The organism is Pirellulaceae bacterium (genome assembly GCA_029243025.1).
GTDB lineage: Bacteria > Planctomycetota > Planctomycetia > Pirellulales > Pirellulaceae.
In genome coordinates this window covers 69,376-84,320 of sequence record JAQWSU010000011.1, presented here as the reverse complement: position 1 = coordinate 84,320, position 14,945 = coordinate 69,376, and the positions used below count along the sequence as shown (strand labels likewise).

The following is a 14,945-nucleotide window of genomic DNA, read 5'->3' as shown; positions in this document are numbered from 1 at the left end:
CGGATCCCATTAACCCTGGGGTGTTTGTTCATCTAAACGTTCATTGCCCGGGTCGAAGTAAAACTCAACGGAGTCGTTCGCCCAAGCAGCCTCATCCGAAAAATTGAGTTCGTCGTCAACAATATCTGCCAGGAAGTACTGATGAGTCGCATTATCTCTGGCATAGATTTTGACTGAGTTGTCCACCCGATCGTCCGGTACTGGAGTGGCCGTCCACTTGGCACCGTAGTACACATTTTCTCCAGCGTCATCCCAACCCATACGAGCGATGTCGCCCGTGCCCCCAGTCCGATCCCATTCGAATTCGTCACCTTCGGCCGCCACACCCCCGTCAACAAAAGTTCCGAACTGGTCCAGATTCCAATCGCTGGTGTCACCGTCGACCGTGATGCTCGCGTTCGGGTAGCTCCTTAAGAATACCTCTGGCTCGAAATCCTGCGCATCAACGGGGGAAGCACAGAGCAAGGCAATCACCGCGCCCAGCGAGGCAGCCAGTGTTTTCAATCGTTGTCATTTCATCGCAATCATTCCCCTCTTATACTTCTAGCTAAAATCTCGCTGCTCGCTCGCATCGGCAGAGCACGTGAACCTTATACAGAAACATTTATACCATCTTCGAGTGATGGCGGTGAATCACTACAACTTATCCTTGCCCATATTCTTGACGGTCTTGTTGCTGTGTCCCCTCTTTGGCTGTCGGGACGGGCAACGAAAGACAAAACCTCCAGCGGCGGACGTCGGTACAAAGACGGACTGGGCGCCACCGCCTCCGTCCGACGGCACTCCTACCATGGGCGATGACACGGCTGGACGTCCGTCCGCAGCGCTCCCACCTGTCGTCTCGGGAACCGTCACTTCGAACACGCTCGGCGACACGGCCGAAAATGACTGGCAGAGCGAAATGTTTTCTGTGAAGGTTGGTGATCGTCTCAATGCACTTTTGCAGTGCTTGCCTGGCCACGCCGAGCCACAGTGATCTGATTTGGATTCGCTAACATCCGATTCGTTTGCCTGCAACGCGTTACGGCCATCTGATTTGGAAATTATCTATGAAACTCCAGCAGTCACTGTTCGTCGAATGAACCGCGTTGCCGGCGAATCCTTCGGCAGCGACTTAGCTGGCAGCCTTAAACATTTGCTGTCCGGCGTTAAATCGCCGCGCGAGGTTCATAGCAAAGTGAAAGTCTTTCGTGCAAGCGAAAAGGTTGTGAACGCCAAGGACAGGGAGGTAGCCCAGTCCTTATCCTATGTCCACGTCTGGGGATTGTGCGATGACGGGACGTTCCAGATCAACACAACCTGGCGGTGCCTTGGGGAGCGAGCCAAATCGGACAGTCCACGTTTAGCCACGCTGACCGTTTTGGATTACGAAGAAGTAACGGCCGGTGGCCCGATGTTTGCCGATTGCACCGAAGCGATTATGGCCAATTCAACGTTTCGTCAGCAATTGTTGCCAGGCGTTGATCATTGGTTGGGAACAATCGACCGTCGCCTTGGAATGGATATCGGTGGATGGCAGGGACTGGCGGTCGCCGACGTGAACGGTGATGGGCTGGATGATTTGTACTGTTGCCAGCCCGGTGGACTACCAAACCGGTTGTATTTGCAACGGCCGGACGGCACGTGTTTCGATCATTCAGCGGCAGCCGGCTTGGACTGGTTAGACGTCTCCCATAGCGCGCTGTTCGTGGACTTGGACAATGACGGCGATCAAGATGCCGTCGTGGGTTTGGACGATGGCGTGCTGATTTTGGCAAATGACGGCCAAGCACGATTTACGGTCCGCGCCGAAAAGATCTTACCCGCAGCGTTGCCCTACTCATTATCGGCTGCCGACTATGACGCCGACGGCGATCTGGATATCTACATCTGTTGCTACGAGCGACGCGCGAACATCAACCAGCATATCGTATTTGGCAGACCCGTACCGTATCACGATGCAAACAACGGTGGACGTAATGTCCTATTGCGCAATGACATCACGCCGCGCAGTGACGTCCCACCCCACAATGCAAAGGCCTGGTATTTCAGTTATGTGACAAAACAGGTCGGTTTGGACGTGAACAATCGTCGTTTCAGCTATGCGTCTGCTGGGGAAGACTATGACGACGATGGCGACCTCGACCTGTACGTCGCCAATGATTTCGGTCGCAATAATCTGTTTCGCAATGATTCAGGACATTTTGTCGACATCGCAGAGCAACTGGGGGTCGAGGATATCGCGGCAGGTATGTCGGCGTGTTGGGGAGACTACAACAACGACGGTTTCGTCGACTTGTATGTCAGCAACATGTTTTCCTCGGCTGGCAACCGAATCTCCTTCCAAGATCGGTTTCACCCGTCGGCTCGCCCCGAGACGCGTGCGACGCTTCAACGGCACGCGCGAGGCAACACGCTTTTCAAAAACGTCGGCGACGGAACGTTTCGCGATGTTAGCGAGGAAGCCAAGGTTGTTCTTGGTCGTTGGGCTTGGGGGGCACGATTTGCGGATTTGAATGGCGATGGGTGGCAAGACTTGGTCGTCGCGAATGGTTTTATTACGCAAGGCGATTCCAAAGACTTATGAAGCTTCTTTTGGCGACAGGTCGTGTCGCAGTCGCCCACGGATGGCGAGCGTGATCCAAACCAATCCTATTTGGATGCCTGGGATCAGCTCGCCCAAGCCATTCAAGAGGGTCAGCCATTTAGTGGCCGCGAGCGCAATTGTTGTTTCCTGAATACGCGATCGGGCCGGTTCGCCGACGTCTCGTCCGCCATCGGGCTTGACCATATTGATGACTCCCGGGCGGTCGCCGTTGTCGATTGGGACCACGACGGAGATCTCGATTTATGGGTTGCAAATCGAACCGGGCCACGTATACGTTTTCTCCGCAACGATATGCCTCAGTCGGGCGCATCGATCGCGATTCGATTGGTGGGCTCGCCCAAACTTGGCAGTTCACGCGACGCGATTGGGGCCCGAGTTATGATAACCGTGACGGATGAACATTGGGCAAACGTCCCAAAGGGCGCAAACTCTGTATGCCGGCGACGGATTCTTAACTCAGTCGTCCAAGTGGATACACGTTGCTGTTCCCAACAAGCAAACGGTTACGAGTCTAGCCGTGCGTTGGCCTGGAACGAAAAATCCTGAAGCGTTCGAGGGTCTGCAGCCCGGCAAGCGGTATGTGTTACGACAGGGCACGGGGCGATTATCGGCACACGCGGCCGAAGGCGTTGCATCTGCTCGCGACGTGACGTTGACGCCATCGACTCTTCTTCCGTCACCTTTACGCCAACACACGCCACTACGAATGAGTGCACCGCCTGTGATTGAGGAGATTCGCTACGAGAGTTGGGAAGGCGATGAAGTAATACTTTCTGCGGCCTGGGATAAGCCGCTGTTGTTGATCTTTTGGGCCAGCTGGTGCCAACCCTGCCTGACAGAATTACACGAGTTGCAGTCGAGACTGGCGGACTTGGGCGACGCGGCGCCAAAACTATTGGCGCTTAACGTCGAACGATTGGATGACACGCATTCCAACTTGGACGAATTACGGGCTGCGCTACGCAAGACCGGTTTTTTGGGCGATTCGGGCTTGGCCACTGAGCAGTTGGTTTCCCGTCTGAACAAATTACATCAACAGGCCGTTTACCGACCGAGCGGTTTGCCCTTGCCCTTCAGCGTGTTCTTGGATCAACACCGTCGTCTGCGAGTCGTCTACACGGGGAAAATCCAGATGGGCGAACTAGCCACCGACGTACGGCTGCGGACAAAAGACAATGCACGGAATCTAGCCGTTCCCTTTGCCGGCCGCTGGGGCGACAAGGTTTTTGTCACCCATCCTATCGCCGTCACCAACGTACAAATCGAACAAGGGTACTTAGACGAAGCGCGGGATTACCTCGCGAAGTACGTCGACAAACACCCGCCGCCACCGGATGACCGCATGGACGACGAGGCTGTTCGGCAGCGGTATCGATTGGCAGGGGTGCATCACCAATGGGGAGTAATCGAAAGACGGATGGGCAACGCACGGGCATCACTTAGACAAATGCAGCGTGCCTTGAAGTTCCACTCAACTCACCTGGGAGCCCTGACCGAAACCACCTTGTTGCTACGTTCCGCGGGTAAGCTCGAAGAAGCTCACCGATTTCTGCTCCGCGCGGTACAGGTGCAACCGAACGACGCGGATTACCACAACAAACTCGGAGTAATTCGCAAGGATCAGGATCGCTTGGCGGAGGCGATTCCCCATTTTAGAGACGCCTTGCAAATTGACTCGAATTGGCATCCTGCTGCTCACAACTTAGCGTGGATTCTTGCGACCAGCTCGGACCCCGGTCTACGCGACGGAGAAACCGCAGTGCGGCTTGCCGAAAAACTCTGTCAAGCATTCAATTATCAACAGCCTCAAGCGTTGGACACGTATGCGGCGGCCCTGGCGGAGACCGGACACTATGCTCGGGCGCCTAAACTCATGGAAGATGCGCTGGCGATCGTTAGAGAATCTCCGCCCACGAACGCGCTGCAACGGCTGATCAAGAAGCTAAAGGCCAGAAAAACTCTCTACGAAAACCAACAACCGTATCGCGAATGAATGCTGTTTCGGTGCTGACAACCCGAGCATCGATGATGCCAATTTATGAGGATCTTACGATCGAATCCCGTCGGAACTATGAAGTCGCTGATGGTTGAGTTGATGGGTGGAGAGCTTTCTTGCTTGCTCAAGATCAATGGAAAGGACTTCTTTCGCTGTGTTGAAACCCAAACTGGACGTACCTTCTCTGACCCCCTTTCATTAATCGCCGTGCCGACTCATTTCCGTTCAAGACAATGCCAATGAGCTTCCAAGGCGATGTTGTCCGCCCATCACCACGTTCTACTTGTCTCCCTTTGCCATCGAGCGGAGCTTTTCCAATGTGTCTTCGCTGACACCATACTTCTGGATCCAGTCTTCAAAGGCTTGCCTTACTTCGGGGTCGCGAAGCTGCTTGAGCAACTGTTCGACTTCACGACTCTGCTGGGGTTGGCTTGTGGCTTTCTGATGACGGAAATACGCAGCCACTTTCGGTCGACCGGCCTTGGCTTTTTCCGGATCGACTTTGATCTCCAGGATTCCAGTGACGAACTGAAAAGCAGCATTTATTTCCTCGCTCCATGGCCTAGCAGCCAACTCCCAAGACGTCTCCCCGTCTTCGTTCCGTGCATTTACATCAGCACCGTTCTCGACAAGAATTCGAACCGCTTTCGTTTGGCCAAAGAAACTAGCTCCATGCAGGGCGGTCCCCTTCCGACTGTCTTTGAAATTGACATTTGCCCCCTTTTTTATCAGGAACTTCATCGTCTCAGTTTGCCCAGTGAACGCCGCCATCATCAGAGGTGTCAGACCCATCTCGTTTTTGGCGTTCACCTGTGTTCCATTGGCAAGGTACGCTTTGATCTCGTCGATGTTGCCTGTTTTTGCTGCATCCCAAAGAGCTTGATCCCCGTCGGGTTGAGTAGAGTCTTCTCCAAACAGAGATGAGAGTACATCGCCGAAGAAGCCCAACGGGCTTGCCTCTGCTTCATTGCCTCCTGACTTGTAGGGATAGTCGGCTCCCACCACCTGGCGATCATTGCCGCGAGCCGGGGGAATGATCCATTCGGCACCCTCGACATTTTCCGGGCCTTTTTTCCAAGCGGCTACCAACTCGCGATAATCTTGAGCCAAGCTGCCAGGATCGTGCGGTGGCATGTGTTCGCTGAGTTCCCAACCAGCGCTCGCAAACAAATCCACTGTGTTCATGCCTACACGATGACATTCGAAGCAAGCGTTGCCTTCGATGTGAATCGTCCGCATGTCCCAGTCCTCGCCGCCAATCACGTAATAGGGCGAATCCCCGTCGAGGATGGGCACAACGGTTTCGTCAGTACCAGGTATTTTTGCAGCTTTGATGAATGGATTGGTGATAAATGGATCCGCCTGATGACACGAAACGCATTGCATGGGCGCCGGAACATAGGCCTGATTGAATTCCTTGGGATTGTCGATCCACGGCAGCTGACCCCGCATGCGAAGTGTTCCCTTGTCCTGGCTGACCCAACGATCCAAGTTCTGGAATTTGGATTCAAAAAAAGCAGTCGCACCGCTTTTCTTGTTGTAGCCAATCATTTGGACTGATCCGACAAAATTGCTAGGCTCACCATCCCAATCTTCATTCCGACCAAAGGAAATCCAGATGACATCCGGCAAAGGTTTGCCGTCAACTGTTCTACCCTGGTACCGCTGCACAACCGATCCAGAGGAGGTGAAATCTTTCCCTTGCAGATTTGGGTTGTCAGCTTCTTCGCTCGGAATCACACCATGCTTCCGAACGCCATCCATGTAGAGTGGGATTTCAACACATTCGTCGAGATTAATTTTTGGAGGAACACCCAATTCGGACTCACACATCTTGGCGTATTCGGAGGCCTTCCTTGGCATGCGCCTTTTTCTTTTTAGAGATTTCTTCTGTGAATCAGAATCTTTTTGCGAGGCCTTCACATCTTGGGATTCAGATGCCAACAGCCTGTTCGTCAACGCGGTATCGACGTGAAACGTCCCAAAGAAATCCAGGACCATAAACGAGCCAACCAATATTGCGCCAAAAAGAATGCTTTTCATCATTGCTACTTTCGCATTTACGGCTTTGCATGTCGTCGCCGCATCAACCCAATCTGCCGGCAGCAGCCGTGATCAGATGGAAGAACACGGCCGCATCCATGTACGCGGCCCTCCGTTTTACAATGTTCCGAAAGCGATTGTAAATAACAACCCCACTCAGGAATCATCACCACTCCTACGAATAATAACTGGCTAAGCCGGAATAATCGCAGAAAAAACAGATTCGGATTTAGAACAGCAGTTGTCTAACCGCTTTGGCATCTGCCCGATATCATCGACGGGAATCGTACAAACCGAGGTGGGCCCGATTCGCCCCAGAGACAAGCCAGGCCAATTGGAACATCGCAACAACGAATCTGACATCTTTCTGCCTAAATGATCAGGCCACTCTTATTAGACTGAATTAGATTCAACAATTCTCCTCGCGAAACACTTGAATCCATCCAACGATCCTGACAGCGAACATCGCCCCATTCAAGTTGTGCCAGGACTCGGCAGCAAGCCTGTTCATTTGATAGCCAGATCGTTGCACCAGCCAGACAAGCTCGACGACGATATTTTCTTTCACGTCCTGTGGACTCCTGTAGTCTACAACGCTTTTTGGTGACGACGTCATGGCAGTCGAATCCAGTCACGATCATCGCCGCCGGGAATTCGCGATGCGGGCGTCGATGTTTTGTGCTGGTGCCGTATGATCGGTGGCGCCTGTTGGCTGACATGCTGACTGGCAGTTACAACGGTGTCGGTTTCGTGCAAGTCGCCACCGCCGCTACGGGACGGTTGATTTCATTTTCCGCTGTGTTGGCCTCCCGCCAGACGCTCGCCAAATTGTGCCCCACCGGGTTTTCGACGATGATTGTTATCTTTGCTATTGATGTCGCAACGAGGACTATCTTTCCAATACCGAAGATGTATATCGGTGACTGGGCAGATCCACCGGGGGCTGAATTGGTTTTAACTTCCACCCCGGACAATTTTGTTTCGATTCATCGCGACAATTCATTCGGATTTCGTTGCGAAGCAGGAAACAAAAAATCGCCATGAGACCATACTCATGGCGATTCGTATTACGATCGGCTGTGCCACCAGCTTTGAACCGGAATCGATCTCATCGATCGTTTTTCGTCAGCAAAACAGTCTAGCAACGCCTACAGCACAACAAGTCTTTGCCCTACGGCGTGGCCTTCGAAGCCGCTTTGTAAGGAGCTTGCTCCGGCATAACAGCCGTATCGAAGAAGGCCCATTCGTAACCGATTTTCCCCTCTTTGTTGATCCCAAAGGCGACGAAGACTGCGAGCTCTACCTTTTCGCCAGTCTTGAAGTTTTGCTCGCCGTTAAACCATACATGGCCGTGCTTGCCACCACCCTTGACGGTTACCACTTCGTAGATTTCTTTGAGAATCTTGATCTCACCTACAAGTTGAGAATGAAATTTGCGATGCACATCAGCAAGTTCGGCAATTGGCTTTTGTTCACTCCAGCTGTTGTGGCCATAAGTCGCTTTATCATCAAAACAACTTTGCCACGCGTCAATGTCACCTTTTGCAAAACTGTGAATCACGTTCTTTAACAGCTGCACATCCGGGCCACTTTTTGTAAAAGCAGATTGATCGTTTTTCCCACTGGTGCTGGACTTCGCGATTTCTGCTTTCGCTGCATCCGGCGTCATGCGCTTGTACTGTTGCACATTCGGTTTGCCGGTCCCGCCCTCGATAAGACGGAACACCTCGTACCAAGTATCGCCTTCGATCTTAAAGGCGTAAGAACCCCCAGGAAACTTGTCCCCCTTGTTCGGTCCGGCGACGACTTCACCGTTTTTGAAACTGAAGAGGCTGATGTGTTCCGTCGACGCTACCTTGATTACAACTTTGTGGGCACTGGTCATTTCGCCATCGCGAAAATAGGTAACGGTTTCATCCTTACCGTCGATTACCTTGAGCGTCACTGTCCTAGAGCCATCTTCATCCTTAATGCCGACCCAGGTCCCCTGACATTCAGAAAGAAGTTTTTCAGATGTCGTTTCCGCTTGCAACACGGATGAGAAACCAAGAACCACGAGTCCCACAATACTGGCAAAACAACAACGCCCCAACACGTTGCAATTCATCATCGAGTTTTTCATCAGACTTAATACTCCCTCTCAGGTAAATGAAGCTTGAAGAAACAAACCATTGAATTTGCCTCACAAGGTCTTGCTGTGTTTCGTGCAGTCGGATCAGGCAAGATCGTAGATGCCCAAGACGGTTCGTCAACAATCGACCCAACGTCTTAAAAGGACAGAAGACTTTTAACCACTCGCCCTTTGCTGCGAGACCGGGCAAGAGTAAATCCGCACAAAAACGAGCTTGCGGAATGCGGTGGATTGCACGCAAGCGAATCATCGAAAGACCTGAAATGCCTGCTACAACGGACTAGTGCGACAAAAGGAGCCGTTTCACCCTAGAAGAATGTTGGAATTCCTTCCGACTCGCTTGCTTGGCGCTTCCTCGGACCTCCCAGAAGCGGGGAATACTGGTTGTTTACCTACAATCCCTCGCGAAATGACGTCGAATTTAACAACGATTTGCGGTTGAGCTCTTTCGATAGCCTGGCGAGAAAGATGGACTTAATGCCCGCTCGAATTCGTTTCGGCTGAAATTTCTCCGAAGATTTCCTCGATCAGCGGCTCCAGCCTGCGTGCTCCCCAACGAGTGAGATGGTCGTTATCGCGATACAACGCCCGCTGACCGTCATAATTGATTGTCATTTGCTCGTCATCGAAAAGCATTGGAGCCGGATCGAGAAAACGCACTGCGCCGGGGGCTATTGATCGGAACACCTTCTCAATTTCCGCCGTCCGTTCTTGATAAAAAACATGACTGCGTCTTCTATTCGACGGCTTGGCAATTCGATCGCACATGTACAAACACCACTGCCGAGCTGGTGAATGCTCACCCGTTTCTGGTACCTCCTTCATAATCCAAAGCGTGATGCACCTCGCGGCACAAAGATCCACCAACCGTTGAATGCCCGCTTGGATAATTTCAGCGTTGGCTCCGTCTGCATTTCCACTCGCCTCTTCGTCGACCAACTTGACCTTAGCTGCTTTGTCATCCAGATCTGAAGAGCCCACCGTGTAAAGTGACCATCTAAATATCAAGGCAACATGAGTTGGATTCTTTTCATTGATCCGAGACAAAACATCAATCGCACCGATTTCCCGACCAACTCGCGAAACGTTTGGCAAGGCAAGAACACCATGGTAAAAGATTCCGTCGACAGACGCGCCGCGCTGTTTAGCAATACGATTGATTGTATGGCTCAAGGCCATCGCATGACTGTCTCCAAAAATAACTAAATCCGCATCGCTGTTTTTTGCCTTTAACTTGATATCACTGCCTTTCCATTTCACATCCTGGGCAATATCGCTAAAAGATTCCGACAGCCGTCCACTCATTCCATCCGTCTGAATGAGAAAGACACTGGCAAGGATTGCGACTCCGCTGAGCGCAAAGGCAGTCCCAAACAATCGACGTCGTCGTTGGAGAAAGATGCGATTCCGAAAGGGCCGTTCAATGAATTTCCACGACAAGACAGCAAGTAAGAAAGCCAAAAGGCATGCAAAAACTGTTTGCGCCCAACTCAAAACCCCAAAATGCAGCCGCATGTAAACAAAGAGCGGCCAGTGCCACAAGTAGAGTGAGTAAGAAATGAGTCCGACAAACACGACGGGCCGCCAAGCAAGTACTTTGCAAATCCACATGTTTGGCGTACTCGCGGCCGAGAAGATCACTGCCGCTGTGCCCACCACGGGAGGTACAGCGGCCAGACCGGGGAACGGTGTCTTGGGGTCATACACGAAAATCGGCAAGGCAATTGCCAGCATCCCCATGAAAGCAATCAAACGATCGCGAATCTCTGATGCCGAAAGCCTCCAGGGAAAAATCGCCAACAAGCAGCCGATCAACAATTCCCATGCTCGCGTTGGCAGTAGGTAAAATGTTGCACGAGGATAGTACATGGTCCCGTAGACGCCGGCAGCAAAAGACAGTAGCGCCACCACACTTAACAATGCAAAAAGTTTTTTGCGACTGATCCGTCTAACAAAACACAATGCCAAAGGTAACAGGATGTAGAACTGTTCTTCCAGTGCTAGGGACCAAGTGTGAAGCAGCGGCTTGTGTTGAGCCGAACCACCAAAATAGCCCGTGTCTTTCCAAAAATAAACATTTGCCAACAGCAAGGATTGAGCCAGCGAGGATTCGCCCAAGTCCTTTAGTTCACTCGGCAAAAGAAACCAGTATCCGGCAGCCAGCGTGGCGGCAACCATCACAAAAAGGGCGGGAAAAATTCTGCTAATTCGCCGTTCCCAAAACTCCAGAAGCGAAAAAGAGTCTGTTTCGATCCCACGTTGAATGATCCCAGTAATCAAGAATCCTGAGATAACAAAAAACACATCGACACCAACGAATCCGCCCGGGCATCCCAGCTCTGCATGGAACAGGATGACCGCCACCACTGCGACTGCTCGCAATCCGTCTATTTCAGGTCGATAATTATTTGCTGACATGCAATACAATTTCTCGCTATCTTAGGGCAGGCTACATCATGCTACCTAAATCATAGCGCAGATGCGAAATTGTTTTGCTTAACAGTAAACATTGATAGGCAGAGCGACTGACAGTTTGACTTAAGCGTGCGAGAATCAGCTACGCTGTTCGACAATTCACATGATGTTGGCTTACACCATTAACAACAACTCATCGCTTGGACTAAGAACATGGCTCGACCTTTTGTGAATCGTTGCAAGGGTACACGACGATTGATTCTGGATATCGAAAGTCTCGAAGCACGACAATTACTTGCCGTAAATCCGATCATCACGGAATTCATGGCTGACAATGATGACAATATTGGTCTCGGTGAAATAGAACGGGATTTTGGCAAGGCAGACCCCTTGGGTGACGGCAGTTCGCCTGATTGGATTGAGATTTACAATGGTGGTGACCAGTCGATCGATCTGAAAAATTATTATTTGACAGACGATCGGGAAGACTTGACTCAATGGCGGTTCCCGAGTGTCAAAGTGGAACCCGATTCTTATCTGTTGGTTTTTGCATCTGGAAATGGAAGCAACGACAACCCGTTTGATGACCAGGGAAACCTGCATACAAATTTCGGACTTCGTAGCCGTGGTGAATACATCGCCCTGGTAGCACCCGATCAGAAGACGGTCTTGTCAGAGTTCTCAACCGGGAACGCCGTTTTTCCACCACAGGCTTCCGATGTTTCATTTGGATTCTCACAGACCACATCCCTCATTAGCCCTCAGTCAGAAGTGAGCTATCTTATCCCAAAGGATGGTGCGCTTGGCATGGATTGGGTCTCGACAAGTTTTGACGCGCATTCGCACGGTTTTTCCGCCGGCCTGGCATCGCTGGGATACGAAACGCGACCCGATGACCGAAGAAACTTTGAAGGTCAATTCGAGACCCGACTGCCTGTGGATACGCTCGCCGCTTATGTTCGCGCAGAATTCGACGTGGCTGATACATCCGATTTCTCGAAACTATTATTGCAACTGCAATACGACAACGGGTTTATCGCCTACATCAATGGTGTCGAGGTTGCTCGCGACAATGCGCCCGACAATGCGAACTGGTCTTCTGAGGCCACCAGTACATCGCGTCGTGATTCATCAGCGTTGGCTTTTGCGGCCTTTGACTTGTCAAATCACACTACGGCGATCCAGAGTGGCAAAAATGTCCTGGCAATCCATCTCCTCAACCATTCGTCCGACACAAGCGATATGTTACTGGGAGTCGTATTTTCAGCTGACAAACCACTGGCAGACTCCAATGCCGGCTATCTCTTGACACCCACCCCAGGCAGTCACAACGTTTTTGTAGATTCGTTTTCCGGACCACGAATTCGTGATGTTACGAAAAACCCCGGGGCACTTCACGATGACCAGGCCCTGATCGTCACCGCTGCCGTTCAAAAAGCCAACGCAGATATCGACCATGTCTCTTTGCACTATCGCATCATGTTCGAGGATGAAGTCTTGGTCGACATGGTGGATAATGGAACGCAAGGTGATACCCTTGCAGGTGACGGAATTTATTCCGCCACCATCCCGCAGTCGGCTTCACATGCAGGACAGATGATACGCTGGCGAGTTACCACGGCGGATGTCAATGGCAACGCCATGCATTGGCCCTTGTTTGCTGACCCAGAAAACTCAGACCAGTATTTTGGAACGATGATTCAAGATCCTCAGGTGGTTAGCAACTTACCTGTTCTTCACTGGTTCATCGACGACGCGAATTTCCAAGGTGCTGGTACGGCGGCGAGTGGACGCGGTGCGATTTTTTATGGCAATCAGTTCTACGATAACGTGGGCGCCGACGCCCATGGACAGTCAACGCGCACTTTCCCCAAGAAAAGTTACGACCTCGACTTCAATCCGGGAAATCGATTCGAATGGCGAGCCGATGAACGTGGTGTACGAGACATTAATCTGATTACCAATTGGGCTGACAAAGCCAAGTTCCGTCACGCGCTGGCGTATGACATGTATCGCGACGCCAAGTCACCCGCGTTCTTTGCATTTCCGGTTCGCGTTCAGCGCAATGGCGTTTTCTTCAGCGTTGCTGATTTAATCGAAGATGCCGACGATCGTACACTGGAGCGATTAGGGCTCAATCCAGATGGCTCGCTTTATAAAATGTATGACTCGCTTCTGTCACGAGGTGCGTGGGAAAAAAAGACCCGTCGCTGGGAAGACAAATCAGATCTCGAAGCACTTCGCGCTGGAACTCGATTGCGCGACGAGGAATGGCGAAACTATGCATTCGACAATCTCGACATCCCCGGTTTTGTAAACTTCCTGCCACTATTCGATCTACAAAACAACAAGGGATGCTGCCACAAGAATTATTACCTGTATCGTGATACGCACATCACAGACGAATGGCAAATGTTTATCTGGGACCCGGACTTGGCTTTCGGACACGATTTCAAGGGAGACTCAGGCTACTTTGATGACGCAATGGATTGGGACAATCCTCTCTTCTCAAGTCGTGGCACCAATAATTCATTGCTTCGAAAACTCTATTCCAGCCGAGATACGCCGGGCTTCAACGAAATGTATCTTCGGCGATTGCGAACCCTGATGGACGAGTTCTTACAGCCAAGCGATACACCTTACCAAGATCGCTACCTCGAGAATCGCATCGATGACTATCTCAATTTGATTGATCCAAACGACGATCCATTTGATCCAACACCCAATCCTCCCCAATGGCCCGAAGCACGATTCGGGGTCGTACAAGGGACTGATGATGCAGATCTGGATTACAACACTTGGGGTTCATGGCATCATGCGAATGGTTCTCGCTTGCATGGTGATCGGGGAGAAACAATGCGCGAACACACACAAAGGATAAAGGATGATTATCTAAATCAACGCCGTGATTTCCTCTATGGATTACCTCAACTTCCCCCGCAACAAATCGGAAATCCAGCACTGAAATTTGGATTGATCGAGGCAGAACCAACAAGCGGAAACTCAGCGGAAGAATTCATCGAATTGCAGAATCCGCATCAAATGGCTGTCGATATTTCGGGATGGCGTTTTACAGCAGGTGTGGACTTTACATTTCCGGCAGGAACCGTAATTCCATCTGGGTGGACGCTCCTCGTCACGGCAGACAAAAGTCATTTTCGAAATCGATCAAATGGGCCCACCGGAAATCAGGGGCGGTTTATTGTAGGCGGATGGGAAGGGGAACTGACCACCGGCGAAACGTTGACGCTAAGCGGCGTGAACGGCGACGTGGTGACAACGGAAGTCGTTCCTTCAACTCGAATCGTTGGCGATGTCAACCGCGATGGCATTTTCGACTCCTCCGACATTGTCGCAGTTTTCATCGCTGGCAAATATGAGGATCGTTTCTCTCGCAACACCACATTTAACGAAGGTGACTGGAACCACGATCGCAAATTCGATTCCAGTGATTTAGTGTTGGCGTTTCAGAGCGGTAATTACACGGTCGCGGCAGAAAAGAATAACATCTCAGCAGCCGCCATCGATTCTTTATTTGCAGACGATGATGACAATCGATTTCGCCGGACAAGCATAAACGGCAATAGTTCAAAATTCAATGAATTCGATTTTTCCCCAGCAGGCGATGAGGTGAAGATCCAGCTTTTGAAACAACAACAAGATCAACAAAGGTGATAACAACCACGGCTTTTGCCCAGCAGAGACGAGTGAGCGGTAAGCGTGTCTTCCAATTCTGGACCTCAATAGCGGGGAGCGATTTTAAACCAGCTCTT

General features: G+C 51.3%; 9 protein-coding genes. 4 read left to right on the top strand and 5 right to left on the bottom strand.

Going from position 1 to position 14,945, the window contains the following annotated elements; all coding sequences use genetic code 11:
* Positions 1-9 precede the first annotated feature (9 nt).
* Positions 10-504, bottom strand: a complete 495-nt coding sequence (locus P8N76_05655) for a hypothetical protein (protein MDG2381139.1) — start codon at positions 502-504, stop codon at positions 10-12.
* Positions 505-628: 124 nt separating this feature from the next.
* Here P8N76_05655 and P8N76_05650 point away from each other — a divergent pair, with 124 nt between their 5' ends.
* Together P8N76_05650 and P8N76_05645 are read left to right on the top strand one after the other, a co-directional pair.
* Entirely contained in the window at positions 629-976 is a 348-nt protein-coding gene (locus P8N76_05650; protein MDG2381138.1) for a hypothetical protein, read from the top strand.
* Positions 977-1,078: 102 nt separating this feature from the next.
* On the top strand, positions 1,079-2,566 hold the full coding sequence (locus P8N76_05645; protein MDG2381137.1) for a VCBS repeat-containing protein: 1,488 nt from the start codon (positions 1,079-1,081) through the stop codon (positions 2,564-2,566).
* Here P8N76_05645 and P8N76_05640 read toward each other — a convergent pair.
* A complete protein-coding gene (locus P8N76_05640; protein MDG2381136.1) occupies positions 2,561-2,812 on the bottom strand; it encodes a hypothetical protein in 252 nt (83 codons plus the stop codon). The two genes, P8N76_05645 and P8N76_05640, sit on opposite strands and share 6 nt — an antisense overlap.
* Before the next feature lie 169 nt (positions 2,813-2,981).
* Between P8N76_05640 and P8N76_05635 the strand changes: the two genes are divergently transcribed.
* On the top strand, positions 2,982-4,580 hold the full coding sequence (locus P8N76_05635) for a redoxin domain-containing protein (protein MDG2381135.1): 1,599 nt from the start codon (positions 2,982-2,984) through the stop codon (positions 4,578-4,580).
* Between the two features lie 282 nt (positions 4,581-4,862).
* Here P8N76_05635 and P8N76_05630 read toward each other — a convergent pair whose 3' ends face one another.
* From P8N76_05630 to P8N76_05620, 3 genes are all read right to left on the bottom strand, one after another.
* Entirely contained in the window at positions 4,863-6,446 is a 1,584-nt protein-coding gene (locus P8N76_05630; GenBank protein MDG2381134.1) for an ankyrin repeat domain-containing protein, read from the bottom strand.
* 1,351 nt (positions 6,447-7,797) lie between these two features.
* Entirely contained in the window at positions 7,798-8,661 is an 864-nt protein-coding gene (locus tag P8N76_05625) for a hypothetical protein (protein MDG2381133.1), read from the bottom strand.
* A gap of 570 nt (positions 8,662-9,231) precedes the next feature.
* On the bottom strand, positions 9,232-11,175 hold the full coding sequence (locus tag P8N76_05620) for an acyltransferase family protein (protein ID MDG2381132.1): 1,944 nt from the start codon (positions 11,173-11,175) through the stop codon (positions 9,232-9,234).
* Between the two features lie 210 nt (positions 11,176-11,385).
* On the opposite strand from P8N76_05620, the gene P8N76_05615 reads away from it, so the two are divergent.
* The gene (locus tag P8N76_05615) at positions 11,386-14,847 is read left to right on the top strand and encodes a CotH kinase family protein (GenBank protein ID MDG2381131.1); all 3,462 of its coding nucleotides are present in this window, start codon (positions 11,386-11,388) and stop codon (positions 14,845-14,847) included.
* The last annotated feature ends 98 nt before the right edge of the window (positions 14,848-14,945 follow it).

Bases quoted from the DNA above. Each gene is read 5' to 3' on its own strand.
- P8N76_05635 (MDG2381135.1), top strand. From the start codon at position 2,982: ATGAACATTGGGCAAACGTCCCAAAGGGCGCAAACTCTGTATGCCGGC.
- P8N76_05620 (MDG2381132.1), bottom strand. From the start codon at position 11,175: ATGTCAGCAAATAATTATCGACCTGAAATAGACGGATTGCGAGCAGTC.
- P8N76_05630 (MDG2381134.1), bottom strand. From the start codon at position 6,446: ATGCCAAGGAAGGCCTCCGAATACGCCAAGATGTGTGAGTCCGAATTG.
- P8N76_05645 (MDG2381137.1), top strand. From the start codon at position 1,079: ATGAACCGCGTTGCCGGCGAATCCTTCGGCAGCGACTTAGCTGGCAGC.
- P8N76_05615 (MDG2381131.1), top strand. From the start codon at position 11,386: ATGGCTCGACCTTTTGTGAATCGTTGCAAGGGTACACGACGATTGATT.